The sequence below is a fragment of the Dongia rigui genome (assembly GCF_034044635.1).
Taxonomy (GTDB): domain Bacteria; phylum Pseudomonadota; class Alphaproteobacteria; order Dongiales; family Dongiaceae; genus Dongia; species Dongia rigui.
Genome location: NZ_JAXCLX010000002.1, coordinates 119,896 through 146,153 on the forward strand (window position 1 = coordinate 119,896; position 26,258 = coordinate 146,153).

A 26,258-nucleotide genomic window follows, 5' to 3' on the forward strand; every position below is an offset into this window, starting at 1 on the left:
CATCAGTCGGCTTTCTTATTGAGAAGGTGCTTCTGCACCTCCATCTGATCCAACCGGTCGAGAAAGGCCGCCAGGTGGGAAAGCGTCGCTTCGTCCTTTCCAATCTGCCTTACTAGCGCTGAAAGCGCCGGATCTGCTTCACTGACCTGTACGGCAACATCCCCGGCCAACCCCCGGGTCACCTTCCAGACAAATTTCGTTGTCTTCACCTCGCGGACCGCGATCTTTGGCGTAGGGGGCGCAGCTACACCTGTTCCCGTGCTACCGGGCGGCGGGTTCGGTTTACCCGCACGACTGACTCGGGGGCCAGCGTCGCCCGGCTTACCGGTCGGGCGCGACGCCTTCCGATACTTACTCTGGCTATCCCGACGTGCGTCGGTGGCAATCTTCTTGATTGCTTCCTGTAACTGTAAGGGGAGCTGGACAAACTGTTTACTGATGTTGACTTCCATCGCGTCATCGAGAGCTTGACCGAAGTTCACAACCACTCGCGCGAGCTTCGTCTTCTCGTCGCTCGTGGCCCACATCTGATGCCAGCCTCCCCATTTGATGAGGCGATCATTTCGGTATATGAAGAGCCCCTGGCTCTCGTTGCGTTTCCCGTGAAGTCCGATCTGGTCGAGCGCCGCGTTTATTGATTCCTGGCCACCAGCTTTGTGATGAGCCTCGATTTCATCCTCACTCGGCAAAAGAAAAGCTTGCACCTCAACCTTCGCGTCACCGTTCTCGGTAGGAATCTTGATCGTCTTCCTATCATACGCAGCGGTAAGCGGGTGCCCGACAGGATTGTTGGCCGCAATGGGCTTCCCGTTTATTGAGATAGTCACGCGCTTGCGGCCAGCGGCCTTACCTTCGATAAATCGATGAAAGACCAGTGCTAGGTGTCGCTGGAGTTCCATGATTTCCCAGGAGTACGGATCAAGTCCGCGCAGTCCTCTTGATGCCTGGGGTGGGCGCATGTTTTTCCATAGCACAACGGTGCCTTGTTTCCCGAGCCGGGTAGCCTCCTGTTCCCACGCTTCGAGTGGATCGGAAAGCACATCCCATTCCCCAAGACGATCTTTGTCCCACGTCAGATGGTGAGCCTGCTGACCATCCTGCTTTGTAACTACCGTCAGAACTTTCGCCTGTGACCAGGATGCTCCCTTCAACCCGTAACCATATTTCCCCAGCGCATTATCATCGTAATCAGTAACGCTCCCAATGCGCATCGCTTCGTCGAGCGTACTTGGGTCCATGCCCTTGCCGTCATCGGCAATTGTCAGCCAGCGTCCGTGCCCTGTGTCGGGACGGCCGAAGAATATTTTGATATTGGTGGCTTCGGCTCCAATAGCATTGTCTACAATGTCGGCAACGGCGCTTGGCATCGAATGCCCGACCGACGACAAGATGTCGATTAGCCGTGGGGCATTTGGAGGCAGCTGCTTCCGTCCTGAAGAATTGTCTTTGTGAGAGTTAGGCATAACCTTTCCCTTACCCTTCCTCGAAGTTCCGAACAGATCCGGCCGACTCTCACACAAAATCCTTCGGACCTTCTGACCTTCTTCACCGTGAAGCGCGATCATCCCCGATTTCGATTTTGCTAGATTGCTTGTCTCGCCGGTCGCAAAGATTGCCCGGGTCGTCCGATCGTCCGGCGGGAAAATCGCCCAGGCTCCCGATGCAGGAGTCTTACTGGAATTGATTTCCATTGCGAACAAGCATCCGGGCTCTACGAAGTGAAAGCACTTGTCTTTTGGGCAATTTCCTTCAAGCCGCCAGTTCTTATCCTGTCGCTTCAGCCAATGCTTTTTCTCGCTGACACCGATGTCCGTGTCATACCGCAAGTCCATGTAAATCAGCTCTGAATCTTTCGCGGCCGGGAAAACTCGGTCTACGACATCCCAGTCAAAATTTACTGCGCGCTGCTTCGAGCCTTCCTTGCCCTGGCGCCGATACTCATGGAACATCCCAAGTTCGCTATGCGTGAGGCGGCGTAATATAAGGAAGATCATTTGTCTTCCTTCCCGGTCGTGGTGTGCAGCAGCCGCCTGTCGACTCCCAGGACATCACTGCGAATATCCGGAAGGTGCCGGCACCCCAGCATTGTCCTCATAGCCATGGCAATTGCGTATGCGACAAGAGGAGGAACCGCGTTACCTATCTGCTTCAGCGCCGGATTCATTGAACCCTTGAGGGAAAAGCCGTCCGGAAAGGATTGAAGTCGCGCAGCCTCTCGCACGGAGATTGTGCGAGCTTGCTCACTGTCGAAGTGAATATGACTGTAGGAGTCTTTCCCAAGGTGAGCCATTAAGGTACGCACGGGCCTGTCGCGATAAAGCTTCCACCATTTGTTCGGAAATTTCCCGGGATCGTAGGGAAGGGTCCATTGCCTCGCAAACTCCTTGGCGTCCTGACTGTTCGAAAATCCGTTCACCCCCGCGCGCCAGCGGCCGTTCATCAGCTGCTCGCGCTTGGCTTCGACGAAACGCCATATCTGCGGGTATTCCCAGCCTTCCTCCATCATCCTGAAGATCTTGTAGTCCCTCGGCAAATATCGGATGACATGGCCAGTCGTATGGCCACTTGCTCCAAACCCAGGCCATTCACGCATGAGGCGAGACCATTTTGTCGTCGGCTTCACCGACAAGTAAGTCACCGGCTCGGAAGGATCCTTTCGGCCGCGAGAAAGCTTTCCTGCCTCCAGCAACTCAAGTGCGTGGATTGGTGGAAGGTCTGCGAGGGCCTGTTCAGCCGTAGTCGCAGGTAGAGCACTTCCTTCGCTTGGATCATCTATCCATCGGTGACTTTGCTCTGAGGCAAAGGGAAGGCCGATCGCTTCAGAGATCAGCTTTCGCGCAGTCGCCCGGGTGCCTTCGTAACCAGGTGGCAATGGCGTGTGATGGGTAGGCGCCGGAAAAAGTACGTCTTCGTCGAGATCCCGATGAACGCCAACGAGAAACATGCGTTCGCGGATCTGTGGCACTCCGAACCATGACGCATTCAGCAATGTGTAACGAACTCTGTATCCTTCTTTCCGGAGGTGCTCCGAAACAGTATCCGCGACATTTTTCCCTCCATGATTCAGGATGTCGGGGACATTCTCCATGAGCAGGGCGAGGGGCTTGGTTTTTCGGACGTAGTGGAGATATCTTCTCCACAGGTTCACCCGCCCGTCGACAAGAAAGGCCACATCGGCATCGTCCTCATCGCGACGGTGCGCTTCGTGCCTCAGCTTCGCCCGCCCGACCCTGGCGAATGCCTGGCATGGCGGCCCGCCTACTAGAACGTCAACCTGGTCGTCGGCTGCGCCATCAATTCCCAGGTCGCGGAAAATCGAACTTGGCGTTTCGATCATTATGTCGCGGGCCTTGAAATGGCCTTGTTGACGCGAGCCATAGGAAATGTGGGCGAAATTGGCGCCGTGTGATTCGGCTGCCCAGGGATCGGAATCAACCGAAGCTACCAGTTCAAATCCGGCCGTGACAAAACCAAGAGTGATACCGCCACAACCCGCGAACAAGTCCATGAAACGGGGAGGATTACCGGCTCTCAGCCTCTTAAGTTTCTTTTTAATTGTATCCATGTCCGTCCGTATTGCTTGCATCACCAGGTTAGGGCCGAAAATGCGTCGATTCGGCTGCTAACCGTCACTCTTGGGCAAATCTAGAAAACTCGCAATTGGCTAGCTGCCAGTTTGTTCGCAAGTTACCTGCTGAAGCCACAGCTAATATTAGCAGTTTGTGAACGCTAAGCTCCATCACTTCCTGTAGACGGTGGCTAGGTTTGCAATAGAGCGCGTCTCCAGAGTTGCCGTCATCTCAAAGTCAGTTGGGGCGACGCTTATGTAGCAGTATGCAGATGGAATATTAGGGTGGAGCGAGACGCGCTCATAAGGCAGTTTTGTTCCGCCGGAAGCTGGCATGCACGCCTTCGTTCGGCCAGCTGTAAGAGCAGGTGCAAATGACGCCGGTCGAAAGACTTGGCACGGCCACGGACCCCAGCCGCGACGTCGTGAGTCAGAGCGAGGCATTCTTCGCGCACCCGGATCCGGGACGCATCCCGCGCGCGAGGCGGAAACACCCCTCGTCGAATAAGCTCCGGAAACATTCACCATAAGATTTCGATCGAGAGCCCACACCTCCGTCGAAGACTCTTCTTCGCGCAAGAGATGTGCCGGCAAGCCGAGAAATGCCTCATGGCGGACGTACCGATAGATTATGACGAGCGGCTATATAAGCGGATCTGTTGTGTGGAACGACCGGGCAACAAGTGCACGGCTTCTGCACGGCTTCAGCTGCCGGTTCATGCCGTGTTCTGCCTTATCTTGCCGGATCGCTCTCAATCGCCCGCGGCACAATTGCGAGGAAGTGCTGATTTTAATTGGAAGGAATGGTGGGCGGTACAGGGATTGAACCTGTGACCCCTACCATGTCAAGGTAGTGCTCTCCCGCTGAGCTAACCGCCCGCCGTGACCTGCGACCAGCCCGCCTGGAACTCGGGGGTGGTGGCGTGAGCGGGCAACAAGGGAAGGCCCGTTCGGTCGGCGGGTGGCGAAATAGCATCCTCGCCAGGGGAATGCAAGCCTTGCCGCTGCGGCGATCCAATTGCGTGCGGATTTCCACTGGCTAGCAAAGGGGATAGGCACGGGAAAACGGCGCAAAAATCGCCGCTTTCAACGCTCCCGCCCCGTGACAGCGGCGGTAAATTTCTCTAAACCATCAGTGGATGCCCAACGGTGATTTCCATCGCGAGCCGACCGGGACAGAGACGGGGCATGATTCCGTCGCGCCCGGTCACGCCATCCTCAATCTGGTCCGCCCCGAGACGTGGCGGGCCCCGCTGATTGTCGCCTCGCCACATTCGGGCCAGCATTACCCACCGGACTTCCTGGCCAGCACCGGTTTGACGCAACAGGAATTGCGTCTCTCAGAGGATTGCTATGTCGACGAATTGGTGAGTGCTGCACCCAGCGTTGGCGTGCCGCTGCTGGCGGCGCTGTTCCCGCGCAGTTTTTGCGACGTCAACCGAGAGCCGCTGGAGCTTGACCCCAGCATGTTCAGCGACCGGTTGCCGGCGGGCGCCAATACCGCCTCGCCCCGGGTCGCCGCAGGCCTTGGCGTGGTGCCACGGCTTGGCGCCAATGACCGCGAGATCTATCGCCGCAAGCTCTCCTTCGCCGAGGCAGAGGCGCGCCTTGCCGTCTATTACCGGCCGTATCACGCCGCCCTCAACGCGCTCAGCAACGAGGCGATCGCCAAGTTCGGCGCCTGTCTCATTCTCGATTGCCATTCGATGCCATCGGTCGGCGGTCCCGGCGAGCGGGGCCCGGGTGGCCAGGGCCGGGTCGACTTCGTGTTGGGCGATTGCTTCGGCGCTTCCTGCGCGCCAGCAGTGACCGCGGCGGTCGATGCCTTTTTGCGTGCGGGCGGCGCCAACATGCGGCGCAATTCGCCCTATTCCGGCGGGTATGTGACGCAGCATTACGGCCGACCGGCAACCGGCGTGCATGTGCTGCAGGTCGAAATCAACCGCGCGCTCTATGTGAATGAACGCTCGCTGGAGCGTAGCGCCGGCTTTGCCGCGATGCAGGCGAATATGACCGGGCTTATCAGCATGTTGGCCGAGAAGACCGCCGACTTGCTGAAAGGATGAGGGCGCGGTGACGGCATTTTCATTGCGGCCCACCGTTGCGGGCGATCTTGGCGTCATCCAGCGCATCTATGCGCACCACGTTCTGACGGGCCTCGCCAGCTTCGAGGAGACGCCGCCGGATATCGATGAACTGACGCGCCGCTGGCGGTCCATTGCCGAGATGGGGCTGCCCTATGTGGTGGCCGAGGGGCCGGGCGGCGAGATCGCCGGCTATGCCTATGCCAGCCCCTACCGGCCGCGCAGCGCCTATCGCTTCACGGTCGAGGATTCGATCTATCTGGATCCGGCGTTCCAAGGCCAAGGCTTGGGGCGGGCGCTGCTCGCGCGTCTCATCGCCGATGCGACCGCCTGCGGCAAGCGGCAGATGATCGCCGTCATCGGCGATTCGGCCAATGCGGCCTCGATCGGCGTCCATCGGGCGCTGGGGTTCGAGATGACCGGCACCTTCAAGGGGATCGGCCGCAAGTTCGGCCGCTGGGTCGATACCGTGCTGATGCAGCGGGCACTGGGCGACGGCGTCGCCTCTACTCCGACAAATTAAGGATTTTGGCCGGCTCGGGGGCCGTTTCTTCATCGGCAGAAAAAAAGGCCGTGCCTGACGGCACGGCCCAAGTTCTGGGAGGAAACGCCCATGAGGGGCGCCTTGTGACGACGCCTGTCAGGGGAGAAATGCGTCGTCACGAGGCAAAGATGGCGATTTTGCAGTGCAATGTCAAGTCTTTGGGCAGTGGTTAATTAAGCGTCATCATGCTGAAAAAACTAGCAAATTTGTGTTGCTGCCATGCAACACTATTCAGTTGATAGAGTATTAACGGGGACCGCTAATCCTCTGACAAAAGACGGCTTTCAGCGATCTTTTTCACCGGTTAACCAAGCGGCATTGCGGGCCGGTCCAGCGCCCGGTAACGTCCATGTCATGACCGAAATCCTTCTTTCCGGGCCCCTCAACGGCACCCATGTGGCTGCCGCGCGCCTGGCATGCGAAGAAAAAGGTCTCATTTATGCCGTCCAGGAGCCGGATCTGCTGAAGGCAGGCGGTTTTCGACTCGCCGAGCTCCTCACCTATCTGAGCGAGCGCCAGCCGACCCTCGCCCATGCCGGGCTGATGCTGTTCGATCTCGAGGCGATCCTGCGCTATGTCGACGAAGGCTTTCCGGGGCCGATCCTGCAGCCGGAAAACCCCCGCGACCGGGCGCTGATGACCCAGATCATGGCGGTGATCCGGGCCCATCTCGCCCCCTCGGCCGTCGGCGTCGTGATCGCGCAGCGCCTGTTCGTGCCGTTCCTGGGCGGGGCGCCGGATCTCCACCTCGTCACCCGCATCATTCCGGCGATGCAGGATTCGCTCTATGCCGTCGAACAGCTGTCGCTGCTTTCCCATGACGGCGAACGCTCGGAATTCCTGATCGGACATGATCTCAGCCTGGCTGACATCATGCTGATGCCGATCGCGGGCTATTTGATGGCAACGCCCGAGGGGAAGACGGCACTCAATGCCTCGACCAGGCTGTCGCGCTGGTGGATCAGCCTGTCGCGCCGTGCCGCCTGGGCGCGCTGCAAGCCCAAGCTCGGCTAGATGGCCTGGCGCTTCACCAAAGCGATGAAGCGCCATACGAAGACCAGGCCCAGCATCGGCGCCAGGGCACCCACCGACAAAACCCAGGTCACGGCATGGGCGACATCGGCCGGTGCGAGCGCATCGGTGAGGCCGGCGGCATTGGCGATGGCACCGGCCGCTGCCGCACCGAAGGCGATGCCGAGCGAGCGCATGGTGGGGATAGAGGAGGCGGTGATCGATTCCTCGCCCTTGGCGGCGTGGCGCATGGTGGCCGCGACGACATGGAGATTGGACGAGCCGAGGCCGATGCCGACCAGGCCGTTGAAGGCGGCGATCGCCAGGGGCGGCAGGACCACGACGCCCAGCGCCAGCGAGACGAGGCCGATGACGCAGAAGGCGAGACCACAGACCATGGCGGTGAAGGCCTTGGCGCCCTGCCATTTCGCGGTGAAGACGGAGGCCGCCGTCCAGCCAATGGCGAGGATCGCCATCATGTAACCGGCGGCGATCGGGGTCTGGCCGTGCAATTCCTGCAGAGCCAGCGGCAGGAAGACGCCGATGACGGTATGCGTCATCGACGCCAGGAACATCACCCAATAGCCGGTGCCGGTTGTGGTGCGCCAGGACAAGGGCTGGCTCGGGAAAATGCGGTTGAGGCCGCGCCGGTCGAGCGTGAAGGTCACGAAGACGAGGACGAGGGCCAGCACGATGAGGCCGACGCGCTCGGCCAGATTGGCGCCTTCGCTGGCGATACCGATGCTCATGACACCGGCTACAAGCAATGCCAGGCGGCCGAAGGGGAATTGCGGGATCTCACCTTTCTGCGTCTTGTCGGCAGGGAGGCGTGTGAGCGCAACGCCGAGGAAGAGCAGCACGAAGGGCAGGTTGAACCAGAAGGCACCACGCCAGAAATGGAAGGCGGCGAAACTGCCGCCCAGTGCCGGGCCGATCAAAGCCGCAACGCCCCAGGTAGATGAGATGAGCGCCAGGATCGGCTTCTTGAGATGTTCGGGAAAAAGCTCGCCCACCATCGCCATCGAGCGCGACAGCACGATGCCGCCGCCGAAGCCTTGCACGAAACGCGCGATGATGAAGAGCTCCATATTCGGCGCCGTGGCGCAACTCACTGAACCGATCAGAAAGAGGATGGCGCCGGCGCAATAGGCGCGGCGACCACCGAAACGCAGGCGCAAGGGCGCCGTCGCCGCGGCGCCGATGATCGAGGCCACCATGTAGAGCATGGTCGACCAGGCATAGAAATGCGCACCGCCCAGGTCGCGCACCACATCCGGCATGACGGTCGACACGACGAAGACGTCCACCGCATGCAATCCGATACCGAGATTGAGCATGATGACGTAGAGGCCGAGGCCATGGCTGAACAAGCTGCGCCAGGTGGCTGGTGCGGTGGAATCTGGTGATGTCATCGGGCGATCCTGCGGCGGCATTGATGGGCGCGGATCGTAGAAGGGGCAGGCATCATCGTCAAAGCGGGATGGGCGCTGGGCAGCCATGTTCGCAAAGCGGGCGCGGTGAGCGATTGGCCGAGCCAGGACCGGGGGCCAGAGCGCCACAACCTTGTGAGGTGCCGCCGGTGGCGCCAACCCGCCGATGATGCTAAGAATCTCCGACGTTTTGGGCGCCCGATGGGCGCATTTCGGGGGAATGAGATGAGCGTCAAGTTGATCCGGTTCGGAGCCAATCCGCCAGCCATCGAGACCGGCGTGCCGGGGAATATTGTCAGCGGCAATCCCAGCACGAAACTGCAGAACTACTATACCGACAAGACCGGCCAGTTCTTTGCCGGCATCTGGGAATCCTCGGTCGGCAAGTGGCAGGTCAATTACGGCGAGGAGGAATTCTGCGCCATCCTGGCCGGCAAGGCGATCCTGACCGGCGCCGATGGTGTCGCCGAGACTTTCAAGACGGGCGATGCCTTCATCATCCCAAAGGGTTTCAGCGGTACCTGGGAAACCGTCGAGGCGGTGAAGAAATGGTATGTCATCCTGGAGCTGAAGGCGTGATCCCGACACCCCGCCCGAACGAGCGGTGGTGAGGTTGCCATGCCGGAGGTGACGGCCGGCTTACGCGTGCTCGTGATCGATGAGCAGAACGTCACCCGCCGCATGGCGGTGAAGATGGTGCGCGACAGTGGTGCCGCCGAAGTTCTGGAAGCGGAGACACCGCTCCAGGCGCTGACCCTGCTGGATGCGCAGGAACGACCGGTCGATCTGGTCATCACCGATGTCAAAGCCGCAAGCGAGAGCGGGGCCATCGACGGCGTCGAATTCGTGCGGCGCGCGGCGGAGCGGCGCCTGGTCGGGCATGTGGTCATTGCCTCGGCCCTCGACGATGCGATCATTCGCACGGTCGAGACGATGGCGCGCGGATTCGGGATCGAATTTGCCGGTCACGTCAAGCGCCCGATCAGCCCGGAGAGTCTGCGCCCGCTGATCGTACGGCTGGTGGCGCGGCGCGCGGCAGCACCTTTGTTGAAGTCACGCTCGGTCCACGTCACGGTCGAAGACCTGCGCCATGCGATTGCCGACAAGCAGTTCGTGCCGCATTTCCAGCCGCGCGTGCGCCGCGCAGACGGCGTGGTGACGGCGGTCGAGGCGCTCATCCGCTGGCGCCATCCCGATCGCGGGCTGGTGTCGCCAGGGGCCTTCATTCCGCTCGCCGATCGGACCGGCCTCATCGACGGCATCACCGATGTGGTGCTGGAAAAATCGATCGCCTGGGCGCGCATCTGGCGCGACAGCGGCATCGACATCGCCGTCTCGGTCAACCTCACCGAGAATGCGCTGAGCGAGCCGGATCTGCCCGAGCGGATTGCCCTTTTGGCCCGGCAGCATGACGTGCCGCATGAGCGGATCCTGCTCGAGGTGACGGAAACGGTCGCCATCACCGAGGCCGCCACGTCACTGGAAGCGCTGGCGCGGCTCCGCATCAAGGGGTTTGGTCTGTCGATCGATGATTTCGGCACCGGCATGGGAACGCCTGAGCAGCTGGCGCGCACGCCGTTCACCGAAGTGAAGATCGACCAGGCGCTGGTGACCGGCGTCTTCGACCAGCCGCAATTCTACGGCGTGCTGGAATACTCGCTGAAGCTAGCCAGGCAATTGGGCTTCAAGACGGTGGCCGAAGGAGTCGAGGGGCCCAAGGACTGGCAGCTCCTCAGCGATCTCGGCTGCGATGAAATGCAGGGCTATCACGTGGCCCGCCCCATGCCCGGCGAAGAGGTCGAAGGCTGGGTCCAAGGCTGGCACCGCGACGCGCAGTAGCGACGCGCTATCCCTTGGCGTGGGAGCAGTAGATCACGGCCATCACGGCACCCTTGAGATAAGGGAGCAGTGCCACCGACATGACGACGGTGGCCGGCAGCCAGATTGCCAGTTGCACCCAAGTGGGCGGATGGGCGTAGCTTTCCAGCAACAATAGGCCGCTCACCACGATATGGCCGACGATGAAGATGGTGAAGTAAGCCGGCGCGTCATCGGCGCGTAAGGGTTCGAATGGCAGATGACAGACGGCGCACGTCTCGGCGATGGTCAGATAGCCGCGAAACATCGACCCCTGGCCGCAGCGCGGGCATTTGCGCCGGCAGCCGCGAAGGAAGGCGGTGGTCCAACGCGATGTTTCAACGGGCGCCATTGTGGGTCCTTCAATCAACAGAGGGTGCTGACCATAGCGGTCGCGCGACACATCGCCATGCGTCCGATTGTCACCAGCCGGGCCATGGCGAAACCGTCGTCCCGTCAGAGGGTTGGGTGGTGGAAGGGGCGGCCCTGCTCGAAGGCGCGGGCCGCATTCAACACCGCACGGTCGCCATAGAGCGGCCCCACGATCTGCAGGCCGATCGGCAATCCGGCCGCAGTGAGGCCGCAGGGCACGGATATCGCCGGCTGGCGCGTGAGGTTGAAAGGATAGGTGAAGGGCGTCCAATCCGACCATTGCTTGTCGCCGCCTTCCGGCGGGAAATCATGGCCGGCGGCAAAGGCCGGAATGGGCATGGTCGGTGTCAGCAGCAGATCATAGCGCTGGTGAAAGCGGTTCATGGCCGTGCCCATCGCCTCGCGCGCCTTGACGGCGGCCAGATGATCCATCAACGAAATGCGCCGGCCCATTTCGACAACGCCGGCGAGGCCCGGGTCGAGCAGCTTCTGCTTTTCCGCCGGGAACTGATTCACCAGGAAAGCAGCACCACCGAACCAATGCGTCTGGAAGGTGGCGAGACTGGAGTCGAGTACGTGCTCGACCAACTCGACCTTGGCGCCCAGGGTTTCGAACACCTTGGCGGCAGTCGCCACGCTGGCGGCAATTTCGGGATCGACCTTGGCGCCGGCAAGGGTCGGCGCATAGGCGATGCGCCAGCCGGCGATATTGCCGTTGAGCGTTTCATGATAATCGGCCGGCTCGACCGGCAGGGTGTAGCAATCGCGCGGATCCGGGCGCGAGATGACCGAGAACATGAGGGCGGCATCAGCCACCGTCCGGGTCATCGGCCCGACATTGGCGAGGCTCCCGAAGGGCGAGAGCGGGAAGGCGGGGACCCGGCCGAAGGTCGCCTTGAAGCCGACGATGCCGCTGAAGCTTGCCGGAATGCGGATCGAGCCGCCGCCATCGGTGCCGATATGAAGGGCGCCCATGCCGGCAGCCGCCGCGACCGCAGCGCCGCCGCTGGAACCACCCGGGGTCTTGCCGGCATCCCAGGGGTTGCGGGTGATGCCGGTGAGCGGTGAATCGGTCACACCCTTCCAGCCGAACTCCGGCGTGGTCGTCTTCCCCAGGATGACAGCGCCATGTTCCTTGAGCCGTGCAGCGCTTGGCGCGTCATCGTCCCAGGCCTGCGCGGGGTCAACCAGGCGCGAGCCGCGCAAGGTCGGCATGCCTTTGGTGAGGACGAGATCCTTGATCGAGACGGGGACGCCGTCGATGAGGCCGCAAGGCGCATTGCGCTGCCAGCGTTCCTCCGACCGGCGCGCCTGCGCAAGCGCACCGTCGCGATCGACCAGGCAAAAGGCATTGAAGCGCGGGTTGTGGCGGTCGATGGCCTGGAGCGCTGCCTCGGTCGCTTCGACGGGCGACAATTTGCCGGCCCGGTAAAGTGTTACCAGTTCGACTGCACTGAGATAGGCGATATCATCGACCATTTGTTTCCCCGCCCGGTTAACCAACTATCAACCGCTATTCCTGCATGGTTACGCTGCGCCGATCAATGCCAACGCCGCTCTGGTCCTGGCCCGCTGATCGATTTTCCGGGAGCCTTGATGAGTCTGCAGGGGACATGGGAACTATCCTTCCTGGTGGATAAGGATGGCCGCATCCTGGAAGGACGCGGCGCCTGCAGCGAACATCTGGGCCACAGCCTGCAAAGCGTCATCGGCAAGTCGGTCTTTTCCTTCCTGACCCATGACGAGCGACCGCATTTTCGCCGCTTCATGGGGCAGATCAACCGGCCAAGCGGGAAGCGTGCCGCGCTGGTGTCGCTGCAATCCTCGGTCGGTGGCATCCGATCCTACGCCATGGAAGCGCAAGCGGGGCGCTCGGCCGACGATAACTGGCTGATGTTCAGCCGCGATACCGGCGGCGCGGAAGGCCTCGACGATCTCGACCTGCCGGTGGTCATGGTGGATGAAGACCAGTTCCTGCGCCTGGTCGAAATGGCCGCATCGCAAGCGCAAGCCTCACTCGACCTCACCACGATCGAGGTCGGTGGCCTGAGCGATACGCGGCGCCTCGACGGCATGGGGCATGCTGCGATCGAAGCCTTCGAGCGCAGCGTCGGCGAGACGCTGACGAACAGCGCCCACGAAGGCATCCTCTCTAGCCCGGCCCGCGGCTATTACAACCTGCTGCATGATCCGGCCAAGGGCGGTGCCGCCATTGCCCAGGACCTGACATCGATCGCCAGCCAGCACGGCATCAATGCGGCGCAGGCTGGAATCGTCCATGCCACCCTGTCGGTGGCGCCACAGACATCGCTGGCGGGCATCCGGGAAGCGCTGGGCATCATGCAAAAGCGCATGCCGGGCTATCAAGGCTGGGCCAAGCCAGCCGGGCCGAAAATGCGCGAAGGGCAGATCGCCGCTGCCTTGGGCATCTGCGCCTTTTTGGCGGGGGTGATCGCGATCGTCGTCTGGATGATGAAGCGGTTCTGAGCGCCCCGACCGGAATCAGCTCCGCTGCAGCATGTCGGCGAATTCGGTGCGCGCCTTGTCGAAATTGTCTGCCCACCACTTGCTGTCGACAATCACCTGTTGGCTGAGGTTGTCGGGCTGGGTCGGGTCGTAATCGCGCAGGGCCTTGGGCATGGCGGCCGTCGCTTCCGGATTGGCGGGGCCCACGCGCTGCAGATTGGTGAATTCGATCTGCCGCCCGGCATCCTGCATGTGCGCAATCAGCTTGAAGGCATCGATGCCGCCGGGATTGCCCTTGGGCACCACCCAGACGCCGGGATAGAGAATGCCCCCGGCCCAGGTGAAGGCGATCTTGCCTTCCGTTTCCTTGGCGAGCGCCACGGCGCGGGTGTGCCACAGGCACGCCATCGAGATAGTCTTGTCGGTGAACATCTGCTGCACCTGTTCGCCCGTCTCCCAGGTCTGCAGATTGGGCTTGAGGCGCGAGAGGCGGTTGAGGGCCACGGTGAGGTCGATCGGGTATGGCTTGTCGCCACCTTGCGCCATCATCGCCGCTTCGAGCGCACCATTCATCCAGCGATAGACGGCACGGCCGCCGGGATAATTCTTGGTGTCGAAGAAGTCCTTCCAACTCATCGGCGGGCGGGCGGCAAAGCGCTCGGTATCGAAGGCGAGGACGTAGGAATAGGTATAGCCGCCAGCGCCATGGGTAAAGGCGAAGGGCGACATGATCTTGGCGGCGTCCACCGTCTTGTAGTCGATGGCGCTCAAATGCCCGCTGGCGCCAAGGCGCATGGCGGTGAATCCATCGGCATCGCAGAGATCCCAGGTCACGTCGCCGGAATCGACCAAGGTTCGGATGGCGCCTTCGGTCGGACCCGTGCCGTCGAAGACGACCGAGGTGCCGGTCGCCGTTTCGTAGCTTTTGCCATAGGCGCGGGTGAGGCTCTTGATCTCGTCGCCGCCCCAGCTGGCGAACACCAGCTCCTTGGCGGCGGCCTGGGATCTGGCGGGCAACATCAGAGCTGCCGTTCCACCGGTCAGGGCCGCCAGCATCTGCCGTCGCGACCAGCCTCCCGCGCGGGCGAGGGCAAAGGTATCGGCGAGGAAGGGCGAGATCGGCATTCAGGGGCTCACTAAAAACGAAACGGCCGGATCGGGTTTAACCGATCCGGCCGTCATTATAAAGCGATCTGAAGGTGTTTACTTCATCGCCCGTCACTTCATGGTGGGCATGACGAATTCGGCGCCCGAGCGGATCCCGGTCGGCCAGCGGCCGGTGATCGTCTTCAGCTTGGTGAAGAAGCGGATGCCTTCCATGCCGTGCATGTGGTGGTCGCCGAACAGCGAACGCTTCCAGCCACCGAAGCTGTTGAAGGCCATCGGCACAGGGATCGGCACGTTGACGCCGACCATGCCGACCTTGATGCGCGAGGTGAAGTCGCGGGCGGCGTCGCCGTCGCGGGTGAAGATCGCCGTGCCGTTGCCGTATTCATGGTCGTTGATGAGCTTCACGGCACTGGCGTAATCGGGCACGCGCACGACGGAGAGCACCGGGCCGAAAATCTCTTCCTTGTAGATCTTCATCTCCGGCGTGACGTGGTCGAACAGGGAGCCGCCCATGAAGTAGCCGTTCTCATAGCCCTGCAGCTTCAGCGTGCGGCCATCGACCACCAGCTTGGCACCTTCCTTGACGCCAGCGTCGATATAGCCCTTCACCTTCTCGTAATGCTGTTTGGTGACCAGCGGGCCCATTTCGGCTTCGGGATCGGTGCCCGGCGCCACCTTCATGCCGCGCACGCGGGGGCTGAGCTTGTCGACGATGGTGTCGCCGACCTTGTCGCCCACCGCAACGGCGACCGAGATCGCCATGCAACGCTCGCCGGCCGACCCGTAGCCAGCCCCCATGAGGGCGTCGGCAGCCTGGTCCATATCGGCATCGGGCATGATGATCATGTGGTTCTTGGCGCCGCCCAGAGCCTGGACGCGCTTACCGTGCGCAGTGCCGGTCGTGTAGATGTATTCGGCAATCGGCGTCGAGCCCACAAAGCTGATCGCTTCGATGCCGGGATGGGTGAGGAGCGCGTCGACCGCCACCTTGTCGCCCTGGACGACGTTGAAGACGCCATCGGGGAGGCCCGCTTTCTTCAGCAGATCGGCGACCATGATCGAGACCGACGGGTCGCGCTCGGAGGGCTTCAGGATGAAGCAATTGCCGGCGACCAGCGCGGTCGGGAACATCCACATTGGCACCATGGCCGGGAAGTTGAACGGCGTGATGCCAGCGACGACGCCCAAGGGCTGGCGCACCGACCAGGAATCCACATTGGTGCCGACGTTTTCGCAGAACTCGCCTTTGAGGAGCTGCGGCGCGCCGCAGGCGAATTCGATGACTTCAAGGCCGCGGGTGAATTCGCCCCGGGCATCGGAGAGGACCTTGCCGTGCTCGGCCGTGATCATGGCGACGATCTGGTCGGCATTGTCTTCGGCCAACTGCTTGAACTTGAACATGATGCGCGCGCGCGTCAGCGGCGGGGTATTGGCCCAGCCGGGGAAGGCACCTTGCGCGTTCTTGACGGCGGCGTCGACTTCCTGCGCGGTCGCCAGATGGACCTTGGCCTGGGCCTCGCCAGTCGCCGGGTTGAATACGTCGGAGGTGCGGCCCGATGTGCCCGCCACTTCCTTGCCGCCGATGAAATGATTGATGGTCCGCATAGCCGCCTCTCCAGATATCCAAGGATTATGCACTTTGCCCGTGGGTATAGTGCGGGAGCGGCTGTGTGGTCAAGATTTTAATCAAGACGCTAAGTATTTTGAGCGCTCGGATTCCCGCGCGGTGATGAAGCGCGGATTTCTGCCGAGAATTCGGCCTCAGGGCGCGTTGATGCCAACGACCGTGCCGTTGAAATCGACGGTCAGCGCATAGATAGCACCGCCCTTGCGCCCGGTCGCGCGCCAGACGAAGGGATTGACCTGTTCCAGATCGGCGATGCCGGCATAACCCGCCTGTTCGAGCCGTTCCTGGGCGTCATCGGCTGAGAAGGCGCCAGTTGCTGCGGTGTCGAACTTGGCAATCGTTTCGGGCGAACCCGCCGATGCCGGCAATGGCTGGCGCCAGTCGCCGCGTTCGTCGGCGTTGCTCGTGAGCGCCGGCACCAGGAGTGATAAGGTCAGCAAGGAACCGAAGGTGAGCCGGTACCGCATGATGTCTCCCTCCACCGACGCCCCAAGCGCCGCGTCGGGATGCGTCGAGAGAGAAACGCGGCGCAGGGAAACGGTTCCCCGGGGCATGCATTTTTTTTGGGGGCGTATGGGAGGGCCAGGGTCATGACGATCGAGCAGCAGGTCGCCCGGCATTACGGCAGCAAGGATCTGGAGGCGAATATCCTTGCAGCGCTCGCCGCGGCCGGGAAGGACATGGCGCATCTCTCGATCGATGACCTTGCCGGGCTGGATGAATTTCATCTCGGCTGGCGCGAGCAAACGGCGCGCCTTGCCAGCGATCTGGGGTTGTCGGCCGGCCAGCATGTGCTGGATATCGGCTGCGGCATCGGCGGGCCGGCGCGCTACTTTGCGGCACGGCATCAGTGCCGCGTGACGGGGCTCGACCTCACGCCGGAATTCGTCGCGGCCGCCCGGATGCTGACCGAACGCTGCGATCTGGCCGGCAAGGCGTCGTTCGAGGTGGGAAGCGCCCTGGCGATGCCCTTTGCGGCCGGCGGCTTCGATGCCGCCTGCCTCATTCATGTCGGCATGAACATCGCCGACAAGCCGGCCCTCTTTGCCGAGGTGCGCCGCATCCTGCGGCCGGGCGGGCGCTTTGCCGTCTATGACGTCATGGCGATGGGCGATGCCGATCTCACCTATCCCATGCCGTGGTCGGCGCTGCCGGCGACCAGCTTTGTCGCCAAGCCGGCGGCCTATCGGCAATGGCTCGAGAATGCCGGTTTCGTGCTGGAGGTGGAGCACAACCGGCGTGACAGCGTGCTGGAGCAGGTGAAGATCATGCGCGCGCGTGCCGCTGCGGAAGGCCCGCCACCATTGGGGCTTCACGTCATCATGGGTCCGCAAGCCAAGATACGGCTGCAGAATGTCATGGCTGCCCTCGAACAAGGGCATATCGCACCGGTCGAAATGATCTTGCGCGCCGCCGAGATAGGCCGTTGACTGCGGCTGCAGATCAAGGAGGCCGGGATGGCGCAGAATTTGAAAATCGATTTCGTGTCGGATGTGTCGTGCCCGTGGTGCATCATCGGCCTCAAGGCGCTGGAAACGGCGTTGGCGCGGCTCAATGGCACGGTCGCTGCCGAGATGCATTTCCATCCCTTTGAGCTCAATCCGCAAATGGGGCCAGACGGGCAGAACATCGTCGAGCATATCGGTGAGAAATACGGCTCGACGCCGGAACAATCGGCGCAGGCCCGCGTCATGATCAAAGAGCGCGCGGCCGATCTCGGCTTCGAGATGCGCATGCATGAAGGGAGCCGCATCTACAACACCTTCGACGCGCATCGCCTGTTGCATTGGGCGGAAGCCGAGGGCAAGCAGGCGGCGCTGAAGCATGCCATGTTCAAGGCCTATTTCACCGACGGTGCCAAGATGTCGGACCACGAGACCTTGGTGAAAGTGGCGACCTCGGTCGGCCTCGACGAAAAGAAGGCGCGGCAGATTCTGGCGGATGGCACCTATACTGATGACGTCCGCGCCGAGCAGGCATTCTATCGCCAACAGGGAATCAATGCCGTGCCGGCGATCGTCATCAACGAGAAATACCTGATCTCGGGCGGGCAGCCGGTCGATGTGTTCGAGCGGGCCCTGCGCGAGATCGCGCAAGAGAACTAATCGACCGCAAGCAATAACGCCGTGGCGTCATCCGCCATTTTGAGGCGCGGATGTTTGACGCCGGTCGGATCCTCGGCCTCAATGCGGCGCAGTCTGGCAAGGTTCTCCGCCGGGCCCTGGGCGATGGTCTGCTGCAGGAGGCTTTCGTTGCTGTCGTGACCATAGACGTCGACGAGCCGATAGTAGCCATCGCTGAGCAGCAACAGGTGCCGGATATCCTTCGCCGGAAAGCGGTCGCGCTGCAGCAGGCCGATCGAGTTTTGTTCGGCGCTTAGCACGCCGTAGCCGCCTGCCTGGTTGCGCCGCTGCCGGATCGCCCGCAGGGCCGGCCGCATTTCCTGGAACAGGGTCGCCGCCTCATGCACACCGCGCGCACGGTGTGCCAGGATCTGCCTTTTGAGGTCCGCCTCGATCTCCGCCAGGATCGCATCGTCGAGGAGATGAACCCGCCCGTCATGAGTCTCCAGCAGAACCGGACAATCGCCGAGGCGCGCGATTTCTATCTCGTCGCCGATCCGCCGCGCCAGCGTGAAGCTTGCGGCCGGCGTCTCGCCGTGATCACCGCTCATGCCATCGCGCCATGAGCGTTCCTGCGTGGCGCGGAGCTCGCCGATGAGCCGGCCAAGAAGTGTTTCTGTCGGCACGTCCGAACCGGCGGCGAGCAATCTCGGCAGGATCTCCTGCACCTGCGCCACGAACCAGGCGGCATCCGTCGGGCCGGGCAGCAATGGATGATCGTTGATCCCCGTGACACCATCAAGGACCCAGGCGGCACGCGCTTCCGGCCCTGGCCAAATCGCATAGGCATCCTCGTTGATGCGGGTGCCGGGAGCGGTGACGGCGCCCAGCACGCTGAAGCCCCGGGTCATCGCCGCACGCCACCGCGCCAGACGGCCTTGGCCCGGAGATCATGATCGATGAGGACGAAATCGGCGCGCGCGCCCGCCGCGATGCGGCCGATGTCTTGGCGCCCGAGGAAGTCCGCGGGGTCCACCGAGGCCATGCGCAGCGCCTGGAGGAGGTCGAGGCCGACGCCTTGCACCATGAAGCGCACGGCAGCCATCATGTCGAGATCGGAACCGGCGAGCGTGCCGTCATCCAGCACCAAGACGCCGTCCTGGCGCGTGATGCGTCGCCCGTTGAGATCGAAGCTCTGGATGTCGGACCCCACGGTCGACATGGCATCGGTCACGAGGAAGATGCGCCCGGGCCCGCGCTTGGCGCGTAGGGCGATGTCGATGGCCGCCTTGTGCACGTGATGGCCGTCGGCGATGAGGCCACACCAGAGCTGACCGGAATCGAGTGCCGCACCGACGACGCCGGGGGCGCGATGGGTCAAGGGCGACATGGCGTTGAAGAGATGCGTGACGCCGCGGGCGCCGGCATCGACCGCCGCCAGGACCTGGTCATAGCTGGCATTGGAATGGCCGAGGCTGACGACGATGCCGGCATCGGCGAGGCGCCGGATGATGCGGGGCTGCACGCGTTCCGGCGACAAGGTGACGAGCAGGGTTTGAAGCCCCAGGCCGAGCAGGAGATCGACGTCGGCATCGTTCATCTGGCGGATGAGCTGCGCGTCATGGGCGCCGCGCCGTTCCGGCGACAGGAACGGGCCTTCGAGATGAAGGCCAAGGCAGCCCGGCAGATTGGCGGCGAGCGCCTGCTTAACGGCGGCAACCACCGTGGCCGTCAGGGCCGGTGTATCGGTAATGAGCGTCGGCAGCAGCGACGTCGTGCCAAAGAGGGCGTGCGCATCGCAGATCCTGCCGATACCCGCCACATTCGGCGCGTCATTGAGCAGCACGCCACCACCGCCATTCACCTGCACATCGATGAAACCGGGCACCAACATGTGGCCAGCGAGACGTTCAGTCGCCATGTCACTGCCGAGCTGGGCTGCGGGAAGCAGATCGGCCACCCTGCCATCGCGGATGATGACGGCATGATCCCGGCGGACGCCAGTGCCGTCAAAGATGTCGACGCCGATGAACGCAAACGCTGACATCACACGGTTTCCGTCACTTTCTTCAGGAGACGGGGATGGTCGGGGTCGAGCTTGCGGCCAAGGCTTACCTGTTCGATCGCGAGATACCCGCTGGCCATGGCGGCGATGAGCGCGGTGGCCGGATGCTGGCCGGTTGCCATTGGCAGATCGCGACCCGTGACCAGCACCTTGGCTCCAGCCGCGCGCAGCGTCTTGGCGCAATGATCGAGCGAGGGGGCTGAGGCATCGTCCTGGCGGAACATGAGAACGGGAAAGCCCTCGTCGACGATTTCGATCGGGCCATGCAGCACTTCGGCGGCGCTGTAGGGTTCTGCATGCAGCGCCGCCGTTTCCTTCAACTTCAGGGCGGCTTCCATGGCGATGGGAAGACCCATGCCGCGGCCAATGACGAGGGCCGAGCGCGCGGCGTGGAAGGTTGCCGGCAAGGCTGACCAATCCATCCTGAGTGCCTTGGCAAGGTCAGCCGGAAGATCGGCGAGCGCGCGGCGCAATTCATCATGGCCGGCGAATTCGGCGAGAATGCCGAGGCCGGCGGCCATGGAGGAGAGGCAGGATTTCGTGGCGGCAACGCTCTTTTCCGGACCGGCTGCCAAGGGAATCGTGAGATCGGCAAGCTCGGCCGCCGGTGATTGCGCGTCATTGACGATCGAGATCACCTTGGCCCCGCCTGCCTGCGCATTCTTGGCCAGCGCCAACAAGTCGGGGCTGCGGCCGGATTGAGAGATGAGCAGCATCGCTGCACCCTTGGCGCGGAGGGGTGTCTGATAGATCGAGGCGATCGAGGGACCGACCGACACGACGGGCAAGCCAAGGAGGGATTCGCAGGCATATTTGAAGAAGATCGCGGCATGATCGGATGATCCGCGCGCGCAAAGCGCGATGAAAGGCGGGTTGAGTTCGCGCAGCAGCGCGCCGGCGCGCGCGATGGCCGCGCCCGATTGCGACCACAGGCGTGCCACGGCATCGGGGCTTTCCATCGTCTCCCGGCGCATCCAGCTCATCGCGGTTTCGGGCGTGTTCATTCAGTCTCTCCACTGGTGGTCAGTTCGACGACGAAGTCATAGGCGTCGCCGCGGTAATGGCTCTTGGTGAATTCGACGGCGCGGCCGTCGGCGAGATAGGAGATGCGCTCGATATAGAGCGCTGGCGAGCCGGCAGGGACCGACAGCGCCTCGGCATCCTCCGCGCTGAGGCTTTCGGCCGACAGGCGCTGCATGGCCCGCACGGGCCGGATGCCAGCTGTCTGCAAGGCTTCGTAGAGCGAACTGCCGACCGCGTCAGGCGAGGCGAGCATGCGCGCCGGCACCACCGCGAGTTCCAGCGCCATCGGCCGACCATCTGCCATGCGCAGGCGACGCAGGCGAATGACGCGCTCGTTGGGCGAGAGTGCCAGCACCATGGCTTCGTCGGGCGAGGGCGAGGCGACGGTCTTCTGCAGCCATTTGACCGAGGGCATGAGGCCACGGGCCAGCATGTCCTCGGTGAAGGAGGTGAGGCGCGAGAGACGCTGTTCGACGCGCTGCCCCTGGCCGGTCACATAGGTGCCGGAACCGCGCTTTTGCGTCAGAACCCCTTCGTCGACCAGCTCGGTCAGCGCCTTCCTGACGGTGACGCGCGAAATATCGAGCTGGCTCGCGATCTCGCGTTCCGACGGCAGCGCGTCCTGCGCCGTCAGCGCACCTTTGTCGATGGCGCCGCGGATCAGCGATTTGAGGCGCAGATAAAGGGGCCCGGTGCCGCCCCCCGCCAGGGCCTCTGCCGTGAAAATCGCCGCCGGCTCGCTCACTGCACGCGACCGCCGGCGAGAATCAGCGCGCCATCCAGCGCGTCATGGCGGGGGCTGACGAAATAGGGGCGGAAACGATAGGGGAAGTATTTCTGATAGGCCTGCCCCAGGCCGCCCATGATGCAGATGCGCTTGGCGCCGAGCTTCACCAGATGATCGAGCACCAGGGTAACGCCGGTCTGTCCACGCTCGACGATAAAGCGGGCGACCGTATCGTTCCGTTCGGCATGTTCCAGCAGCAAGGGCGTCAGCGCGCCGTAATCGCGGGGTTTCGCCGTTTCGGCAAAGCGATGGAGGTTATCCATGGATCCGTCGAAGCGCGCCCAGACCGCATCGGTGAAGGGCGTGCGCTCGATGATGCCATCTTGGGCATAAAGCGTGCGGCGGAGCGATTCACGCCCGAGATCGGCGCCGCTCCCCTGGTCGGACAGCATGAAGCCCCAGCCGCCGAAGGTCTGCAGCTTGCCGCCGACCTGGATCACATAGACAGCGCCGGTACCGATCGCGGCAATCGCCCCATCTTCGCCGCCATGGGCGCCGACGCAGGCGATGATGCCGTCATGCTCGACGCGCAAGGTTTGAAAGGGCCAGGTGTGGGCTTCGACCCTGGCAACGGCGCCGGCCATGTTGGCACCGGCGAGGCCGAAACAGGCGGCCGTCCTTCCCATGGCGTCGTCGCCAAGGCCGGCGATGGTGAAAGCGGCGTGGCAGGCGTCGGCGATGTTGGTAAGTGCCTCGGCTGGGTCCGTGAAAATGTTGGCGGAACCGCCTTTTGTTTCGGCGCGCAAGGCGCCTTGGGCATCGCGCAGCCGCACCCGGCAATGTGTCCCGCCGCCGTCAACGCCCAGGAAGAAGTCCGCCGCCATCGTGGAAACGTCCATTTTAATGCCACTTAGATACCAATATACGAAGCTTCCAGTGACAATGCCAGGGTTTCTTTTTCTGATATTATCGAATTGATATAGATGTAATTTTTCCGAATTTCGACAGCTGCAAAATTTGTGTCTCGACAGATATGGTATTATTTCGGTATTGTCACGCTCAGAAGTCAAAAAGGCGACTCAATGCTGGGACGGCAGACGGAGGAAGTGAGCGCGGCAGCGTCGGGCATCGATACCTGGCCCGATCAGCGTGCCCTTGCTGAAATGCTCGCCGGCCAAGGGCGGGGTGTCGCCGCGGTCGAAGGTGCGCTGCCGGCCCTGGCCGCCGCTGCCGAGTTGCTCGCGGCACGGATGGCTGATGGTGGGCGTCTCATTTATGTCGGCGCCGGCAGTTCGGGCCTCATTGCCAAACTCGATGCCTTGGAATTGCCGGCGACCTTCGGCATCCCACCTTCGCGGGCGCTGGCGTTGATCGCCGGCGGCGCCGCCTCGTTCGAGCATCTTAATGGCGCTGCCGAGGACGATCCGCAGCTCGCCCGATTGGACATTGCGTCGGTCGATGTCGCGGCGACGGACGTCGTGGTCGGCATTTCCGCCAGCGGTTCCACCATCTATACCTGTGCCGCGTTGAAAGAGGCGCGGACACGTGGCGCCGCCACGGTCGGCATCGCCTGCAATGCCGGTGCGCCGATCTTCGATGGCGTCACAGTTGCCGTGGTGCTGCCGAGCGGTGGCGAGGTTCTGGCGGGTTCGACCCGCATGGGCGCCGGAACGGCACAGAAGGCGGCGCTCAATCTGCTCTCGACCTTGACGGCGATGAAACTTGGCCATGTGCATGACGGCATGATGGTCAATGTGCGTGCCGAGAACGCGAAGCTGCGCGAGCGCGCGGCGGTCATCGTTTCGCGTATCGCCGGTGTCGATGTGGCATTGGCGGCGGAAAAGTTGAAGCTGGCCGACTACGAGCCGAAGCTTGCCATCCTGCTTGCCGCTGGTGCGGCTGATATCGCGGAAGCGAAGCGGCTGATTGCGGAATCGAAAGGACATTTGCGCCCGGCGCTGGCCTGGCTGGGCGCGTCGCCACGACAAACGGCGAGCGCTGCAGGCACCAAGTAGAATGAAAAAAGGGAGGTACAACATCATGCCACGTAACCATTTCCGCAGCACGATCCTGGGGTCTACGACCCTGGCGATCGGCCTCATCCTTTCTTCGGCGGCCTTTGCCGAAGATGTGACGCTGACGATTGAGAGCTGGCGCAATGACGATCTGCCGATCTGGCAGGAGAAGATCATCCCGGCCTTCGAGAAGGCCAATCCGGGTATCAAGGTCGTCTTCTCGCCGACGGCACCCACCGAATACAACGCGGCCCTCAACACCAAGCTCGACGCCGGCACCGCAGGTGACCTCATTACCTGCCGCCCGTTCGACGCCTCGCTGGAGCTCTTCAAGAAGGGGCATCTGACCAGCGTCAACGATGTGGCCGGCATGGACACCTTCAACGCGGTCGCGAAATCGGCCTGGAGCACGGATGACGGTGCCACCACCTTCTGCGTGCCGATGGCTTCGGTGATTCACGGCTTCATCTACAACAAGGATGCCTTCGCCAAGGTCGGCGTCGACGTGCCGAAGACGGAGGAAGAATTCTTCGCCGCTCTGGAGAAGATCAAGAAGGAAGGTTCCTATGTGCCGATGGCCATGGGCACTGCCGACCAGTGGGAAGCGGCCACCATGGGCTATCAGAATATCGGCCCGAACTATTGGCATGGTGAAGACGGCCGCAAGGCGCTGATCGCGGGCAAGGAAAAGCTCACCGATGCCGATTGGGTCGCCCCCTATCAGACGCTGGCGCGCTGGGCCGATTATCTTGGCGATGGCTACAAGGCACAGACCTATCCGGACAGCCAGAACATGTTCGCCCTTGGCCGTGCCGCGATCTATCCCGCCGGCTCCTGGGACATCTCGGTCTTCAACACCCAGGCCGAGTTCAAGATGGGCGCGTTCTATCCGCCGGTGAAGAAGGAAGGGGATACCTGCTACATCTCCGACCATGCCGACATCGCCATGGGCGCCAATGCCAAATCGGCGCATCCGGAAGAGACCAAGAAGTTCCTGGCCTGGCTGACCTCGGCCGATTTCGCCGACATCTATGCCAATTCGCTGCCGGGTTTCTTCAGCCTCTCCAACCACGAGGTGAAACTGCAGGATCCCCTCGCCCAGGAATTCGTCAACTGGCGTGGCACCTGCAAGACGACGATCCGCTCGACCTATCAGATCCTGTCGCGCGGCACGCCGAATCTCGAGAACGAGACCTGGGGTGCGTCGGCCAATGTGATCAATGGCAGCGAGACGCCGGAAGCCGCCGCCAAACGGCTGCAGGACGGTCTCGACAGCTGGTACAAGCCGGCCCCTTAAGGGCTTAACCGGAGCGGGACGGGCTTCCATGGCGGAAGCCCGTCTTTCTCTGTAGCCTCATCCCCCATGAGCGAACCCGTTCACATCCGCCGCCCGCGGCGCTGGCACATTGCCGTCTTCCTGGCGCCGGCCTTGCTGGTCTACACCATCTTGATGGTGGTGCCGCTGGCCGAAACCCTGCGCCTGTCGCTCTTTACCGAGCAAGACCAGGTCAGGAGCTTCGCGGGGCTCAGCAATTTCGCGACACTCTTTGGCGATCCGCGCTGGGCCCAGGCGTTCTGGAATGCGCTCCTCAACAACATCGAATTCTTCTGCATCCACATGGCGGTGCAGAACCCGGTGGGCATCGCGCTGGCGGCCCTCCTCAGCGTGCCGCGTCTGCGCGGGCGCGCTGCCTATCGCACGACGATCTTCATGCCGACCATGCTGTCCTTCGTCGTCATCGGCTTCATCTGGAAGCTGATTTTGAGCCCGCTTTGGGGTGTTACGCCCAGCATCATGGCGGCGGTCGGCCTGAAATGGCTGTTCGGTCCTTGGCTCGGGCAGGAGGATACGGCACTCATCGCCGTTTCATTGGTCTCAGTCTGGCAGTATATCGGCATCCCGATGATGCTGATCTATGCAGCCCTCCTGTCGATTCCCGAAGAAATCATCGAGGCGGCGGAATGCGACGGCCTCATCGGCGTGGCGCAGTTCTGGAAGATCAAGCTGCCCCTGATCATGCCCGCCATCGGCCTCATTTCTGTGCTGACCTTCGTCGCCAATTTCAACGCCTTCGACCTCATCTATGTGAGCCAAGGGGCACTCGCCGGGCCGAATTTCGCGACCGACATTTTGGGCACCTTCCTCTATCGCACCTTCTTCGGGCACCAGCTGCAGCTGGGTGACCAGCATATGGGGGCCACCATCGCCACGGTGATGTTCCTGATCATCCTCAGCGTCGTCGCCTTCTATCTCCTCGTCATCCAGCGGCGCATGCGTCGCTATGAGTTTTAGGGG

The 26,258-nt window shown here is 62.5% G+C and carries 24 protein-coding genes and 1 tRNA gene; 11 read left to right on the forward strand and 14 right to left on the reverse strand.

What is annotated here, in order from left to right; genetic code table 11:
- Positions 1-2 precede the first annotated feature (2 nt).
- The 3 genes from SMD31_RS12025 to SMD31_RS12035 all read right to left on the reverse strand — a co-directional run bounded on the left by SMD31_RS12025 (position 3) and on the right by SMD31_RS12035 (position 4,447).
- Positions 3-1,994: an ATP-binding protein gene (locus SMD31_RS12025; protein ID WP_320501137.1), complete on the reverse strand. Its 1,992-nt coding sequence runs from the start codon at positions 1,992-1,994 to the stop codon at positions 3-5.
- The gene (locus SMD31_RS12030; protein WP_320501138.1) at positions 1,991-3,565 is read right to left on the reverse strand and encodes a DNA cytosine methyltransferase; all 1,575 of its coding nucleotides are present in this window, start codon (positions 3,563-3,565) and stop codon (positions 1,991-1,993) included. Before SMD31_RS12030 ends, SMD31_RS12025 begins: the two co-directional genes overlap by 4 nt.
- An 807-nt stretch (positions 3,566-4,372) precedes the next feature.
- Positions 4,373-4,447 (reverse strand) — tRNA-Val (locus tag SMD31_RS12035).
- Positions 4,448-4,707: 260 nt separating this feature from the next.
- Between SMD31_RS12035 and SMD31_RS12040 the strand changes: the two genes are divergently transcribed.
- The 3 genes from SMD31_RS12040 to SMD31_RS12050 all read left to right on the forward strand — a co-directional run bounded on the left by SMD31_RS12040 (position 4,708) and on the right by SMD31_RS12050 (position 7,210).
- A complete protein-coding gene (locus SMD31_RS12040) occupies positions 4,708-5,634 on the forward strand; it encodes an N-formylglutamate amidohydrolase (protein WP_320501139.1) in 927 nt (308 codons plus the stop codon).
- A 7-nt stretch (positions 5,635-5,641) separates the two neighbouring features.
- Positions 5,642-6,175, forward strand: coding sequence for a GNAT family N-acetyltransferase (locus tag SMD31_RS12045; RefSeq protein ID WP_320501140.1), 534 nt, complete (start codon positions 5,642-5,644; stop codon positions 6,173-6,175).
- A gap of 375 nt (positions 6,176-6,550) precedes the next feature.
- Positions 6,551-7,210 (forward strand): glutathione S-transferase family protein, encoded by a 660-nt coding sequence (locus SMD31_RS12050; protein WP_320501141.1) that lies wholly within the window; start codon positions 6,551-6,553, stop codon positions 7,208-7,210.
- Here SMD31_RS12050 and SMD31_RS12055 read toward each other — a convergent pair.
- Positions 7,207-8,619 (reverse strand): MFS transporter, encoded by a 1,413-nt coding sequence (locus tag SMD31_RS12055; RefSeq protein WP_320501142.1) that lies wholly within the window; start codon positions 8,617-8,619, stop codon positions 7,207-7,209. The two genes, SMD31_RS12050 and SMD31_RS12055, sit on opposite strands and share 4 nt — an antisense overlap.
- A 243-nt stretch (positions 8,620-8,862) precedes the next feature.
- Between SMD31_RS12055 and SMD31_RS12060 the strand changes: the two genes are divergently transcribed.
- Positions 8,863-9,216 carry a cupin domain-containing protein gene (locus SMD31_RS12060; RefSeq protein WP_320501143.1) on the forward strand — a complete coding sequence of 118 codons (354 nt, stop codon included), beginning with the start codon at positions 8,863-8,865 and terminating at the stop codon, positions 9,214-9,216.
- Between the two features lie 39 nt (positions 9,217-9,255).
- The gene (locus SMD31_RS12065) at positions 9,256-10,476 is read left to right on the forward strand and encodes an EAL domain-containing response regulator (RefSeq protein WP_320501144.1); all 1,221 of its coding nucleotides are present in this window, start codon (positions 9,256-9,258) and stop codon (positions 10,474-10,476) included.
- A 7-nt stretch (positions 10,477-10,483) separates the two neighbouring features.
- Here the strand turns inward: SMD31_RS12065 and SMD31_RS12070 are convergent, their stop codons facing one another.
- Complete coding sequence (locus SMD31_RS12070; protein WP_320501145.1) at positions 10,484-10,846, reverse strand: DUF983 domain-containing protein; 363 nt, start codon at positions 10,844-10,846, stop codon at positions 10,484-10,486.
- A gap of 104 nt (positions 10,847-10,950) precedes the next feature.
- Positions 10,951-12,345: an amidase gene (locus tag SMD31_RS12075; RefSeq protein WP_320501146.1), complete on the reverse strand. Its 1,395-nt coding sequence runs from the start codon at positions 12,343-12,345 to the stop codon at positions 10,951-10,953.
- Positions 12,346-12,462: 117 nt separating this feature from the next.
- On the opposite strand from SMD31_RS12075, the gene SMD31_RS12080 reads away from it, so the two are divergent.
- Positions 12,463-13,353: a PAS domain-containing protein gene (locus SMD31_RS12080; RefSeq protein WP_320501147.1), complete on the forward strand. Its 891-nt coding sequence runs from the start codon at positions 12,463-12,465 to the stop codon at positions 13,351-13,353.
- A gap of 15 nt (positions 13,354-13,368) precedes the next feature.
- Here SMD31_RS12080 and SMD31_RS12085 read toward each other — a convergent pair whose 3' ends face one another.
- From SMD31_RS12085 to SMD31_RS12095, 3 genes are all read right to left on the reverse strand, one after another.
- Entirely contained in the window at positions 13,369-14,457 is a 1,089-nt protein-coding gene (locus SMD31_RS12085) for an extracellular solute-binding protein (RefSeq protein WP_320501148.1), read from the reverse strand.
- Between the two features lie 93 nt (positions 14,458-14,550).
- Complete coding sequence (locus SMD31_RS12090; protein WP_320501149.1) at positions 14,551-16,047, reverse strand: CoA-acylating methylmalonate-semialdehyde dehydrogenase; 1,497 nt, start codon at positions 16,045-16,047, stop codon at positions 14,551-14,553.
- Between the two features lie 156 nt (positions 16,048-16,203).
- Positions 16,204-16,536, reverse strand: coding sequence for a hypothetical protein (locus SMD31_RS12095; protein ID WP_320501150.1), 333 nt, complete (start codon positions 16,534-16,536; stop codon positions 16,204-16,206).
- Positions 16,537-16,659: 123 nt separating this feature from the next.
- Here SMD31_RS12095 and SMD31_RS12100 point away from each other — a divergent pair, with 123 nt between their 5' ends.
- A complete protein-coding gene (locus SMD31_RS12100; protein ID WP_320501151.1) occupies positions 16,660-17,499 on the forward strand; it encodes a class I SAM-dependent methyltransferase in 840 nt (279 codons plus the stop codon).
- Positions 17,500-17,526: 27 nt separating this feature from the next.
- Entirely contained in the window at positions 17,527-18,174 is a 648-nt protein-coding gene (locus SMD31_RS12105; RefSeq protein WP_320501152.1) for a DsbA family oxidoreductase, read from the forward strand.
- Here SMD31_RS12105 and SMD31_RS12110 read toward each other — a convergent pair.
- From SMD31_RS12110 to SMD31_RS12130, 5 genes are read right to left on the reverse strand one after another with little or no spacing between them, the layout of a single operon-like run.
- Positions 18,171-19,043 (reverse strand): protein phosphatase 2C domain-containing protein, encoded by an 873-nt coding sequence (locus SMD31_RS12110; protein ID WP_320501153.1) that lies wholly within the window; start codon positions 19,041-19,043, stop codon positions 18,171-18,173. The genes SMD31_RS12105 and SMD31_RS12110 overlap by 4 nt on opposite strands.
- Positions 19,040-20,179 carry an N-acetylglucosamine-6-phosphate deacetylase gene (gene nagA / locus SMD31_RS12115; RefSeq protein ID WP_320501154.1) on the reverse strand — a complete coding sequence of 380 codons (1,140 nt, stop codon included), beginning with the start codon at positions 20,177-20,179 and terminating at the stop codon, positions 19,040-19,042. The genes SMD31_RS12110 and nagA overlap by 4 nt, the downstream gene beginning before the upstream one ends.
- A complete protein-coding gene (locus SMD31_RS12120) occupies positions 20,179-21,201 on the reverse strand; it encodes an SIS domain-containing protein (protein ID WP_320501155.1) in 1,023 nt (340 codons plus the stop codon). The genes nagA and SMD31_RS12120 overlap by 1 nt, the downstream gene beginning before the upstream one ends.
- Positions 21,198-21,965 carry a GntR family transcriptional regulator gene (locus tag SMD31_RS12125; protein WP_320501156.1) on the reverse strand — a complete coding sequence of 256 codons (768 nt, stop codon included), beginning with the start codon at positions 21,963-21,965 and terminating at the stop codon, positions 21,198-21,200. Before SMD31_RS12125 ends, SMD31_RS12120 begins: the two co-directional genes overlap by 4 nt.
- Entirely contained in the window at positions 21,962-22,846 is an 885-nt protein-coding gene (locus SMD31_RS12130) for a BadF/BadG/BcrA/BcrD ATPase family protein (RefSeq protein WP_320501157.1), read from the reverse strand. The genes SMD31_RS12125 and SMD31_RS12130 overlap by 4 nt, the downstream gene beginning before the upstream one ends.
- A gap of 183 nt (positions 22,847-23,029) precedes the next feature.
- On the opposite strand from SMD31_RS12130, the gene SMD31_RS12135 reads away from it, so the two are divergent.
- The 3 genes from SMD31_RS12135 (at position 23,030) to SMD31_RS12145 (ending at position 26,255) form a co-directional block, all read left to right on the forward strand.
- Entirely contained in the window at positions 23,030-23,962 is a 933-nt protein-coding gene (locus SMD31_RS12135; protein WP_320501158.1) for an N-acetylmuramic acid 6-phosphate etherase, read from the forward strand.
- 25 nt (positions 23,963-23,987) lie between these two features.
- Positions 23,988-25,259, forward strand: coding sequence for an ABC transporter substrate-binding protein (locus SMD31_RS12140; protein WP_320501159.1), 1,272 nt, complete (start codon positions 23,988-23,990; stop codon positions 25,257-25,259).
- A 66-nt stretch (positions 25,260-25,325) separates the two neighbouring features.
- The gene (locus tag SMD31_RS12145) at positions 25,326-26,255 is read left to right on the forward strand and encodes a carbohydrate ABC transporter permease (RefSeq protein ID WP_320501160.1); all 930 of its coding nucleotides are present in this window, start codon (positions 25,326-25,328) and stop codon (positions 26,253-26,255) included.
- Positions 26,256-26,258 lie beyond the last annotated feature (3 nt).

Excerpts from the sequence above, each read along its gene's own strand:
- SMD31_RS12025 (WP_320501137.1), bottom strand. The coding sequence starts at position 1,994 with ATGATCTTCCTTATATTACGCCGCCTCACGCATAGCGAACTTGGGATG.
- SMD31_RS12030 (WP_320501138.1), bottom strand. The coding sequence starts at position 3,565 with ATGGATACAATTAAAAAGAAACTTAAGAGGCTGAGAGCCGGTAATCCT.
- SMD31_RS12040 (WP_320501139.1), top strand. The coding sequence starts at position 4,708 with ATGCCCAACGGTGATTTCCATCGCGAGCCGACCGGGACAGAGACGGGG.
- SMD31_RS12050 (WP_320501141.1), top strand. The coding sequence starts at position 6,551 with ATGACCGAAATCCTTCTTTCCGGGCCCCTCAACGGCACCCATGTGGCT.
- SMD31_RS12055 (WP_320501142.1), bottom strand. The coding sequence starts at position 8,619 with ATGACATCACCAGATTCCACCGCACCAGCCACCTGGCGCAGCTTGTTC.
- SMD31_RS12060 (WP_320501143.1), top strand. The coding sequence starts at position 8,863 with ATGAGCGTCAAGTTGATCCGGTTCGGAGCCAATCCGCCAGCCATCGAG.
- SMD31_RS12065 (WP_320501144.1), top strand. The coding sequence starts at position 9,256 with ATGCCGGAGGTGACGGCCGGCTTACGCGTGCTCGTGATCGATGAGCAG.
- SMD31_RS12070 (WP_320501145.1), bottom strand. The coding sequence starts at position 10,846 with ATGGCGCCCGTTGAAACATCGCGTTGGACCACCGCCTTCCTTCGCGGC.
- SMD31_RS12075 (WP_320501146.1), bottom strand. The coding sequence starts at position 12,345 with ATGGTCGATGATATCGCCTATCTCAGTGCAGTCGAACTGGTAACACTT.
- SMD31_RS12080 (WP_320501147.1), top strand. The coding sequence starts at position 12,463 with ATGAGTCTGCAGGGGACATGGGAACTATCCTTCCTGGTGGATAAGGAT.
- SMD31_RS12085 (WP_320501148.1), bottom strand. The coding sequence starts at position 14,457 with ATGCCGATCTCGCCCTTCCTCGCCGATACCTTTGCCCTCGCCCGCGCG.
- SMD31_RS12090 (WP_320501149.1), bottom strand. The coding sequence starts at position 16,047 with ATGCGGACCATCAATCATTTCATCGGCGGCAAGGAAGTGGCGGGCACA.
- SMD31_RS12095 (WP_320501150.1), bottom strand. The coding sequence starts at position 16,536 with ATGCGGTACCGGCTCACCTTCGGTTCCTTGCTGACCTTATCACTCCTG.
- SMD31_RS12100 (WP_320501151.1), top strand. The coding sequence starts at position 16,660 with ATGACGATCGAGCAGCAGGTCGCCCGGCATTACGGCAGCAAGGATCTG.
- SMD31_RS12105 (WP_320501152.1), top strand. The coding sequence starts at position 17,527 with ATGGCGCAGAATTTGAAAATCGATTTCGTGTCGGATGTGTCGTGCCCG.
- SMD31_RS12110 (WP_320501153.1), bottom strand. The coding sequence starts at position 19,043 with ATGACCCGGGGCTTCAGCGTGCTGGGCGCCGTCACCGCTCCCGGCACC.
- nagA (WP_320501154.1), bottom strand. The coding sequence starts at position 20,179 with ATGTCAGCGTTTGCGTTCATCGGCGTCGACATCTTTGACGGCACTGGC.
- SMD31_RS12120 (WP_320501155.1), bottom strand. The coding sequence starts at position 21,201 with ATGAACACGCCCGAAACCGCGATGAGCTGGATGCGCCGGGAGACGATG.
- SMD31_RS12130 (WP_320501157.1), bottom strand. The coding sequence starts at position 22,846 with ATGGACGTTTCCACGATGGCGGCGGACTTCTTCCTGGGCGTTGACGGC.
- SMD31_RS12135 (WP_320501158.1), top strand. The coding sequence starts at position 23,030 with ATGCTGGGACGGCAGACGGAGGAAGTGAGCGCGGCAGCGTCGGGCATC.
- SMD31_RS12140 (WP_320501159.1), top strand. The coding sequence starts at position 23,988 with ATGCCACGTAACCATTTCCGCAGCACGATCCTGGGGTCTACGACCCTG.
- SMD31_RS12145 (WP_320501160.1), top strand. The coding sequence starts at position 25,326 with ATGAGCGAACCCGTTCACATCCGCCGCCCGCGGCGCTGGCACATTGCC.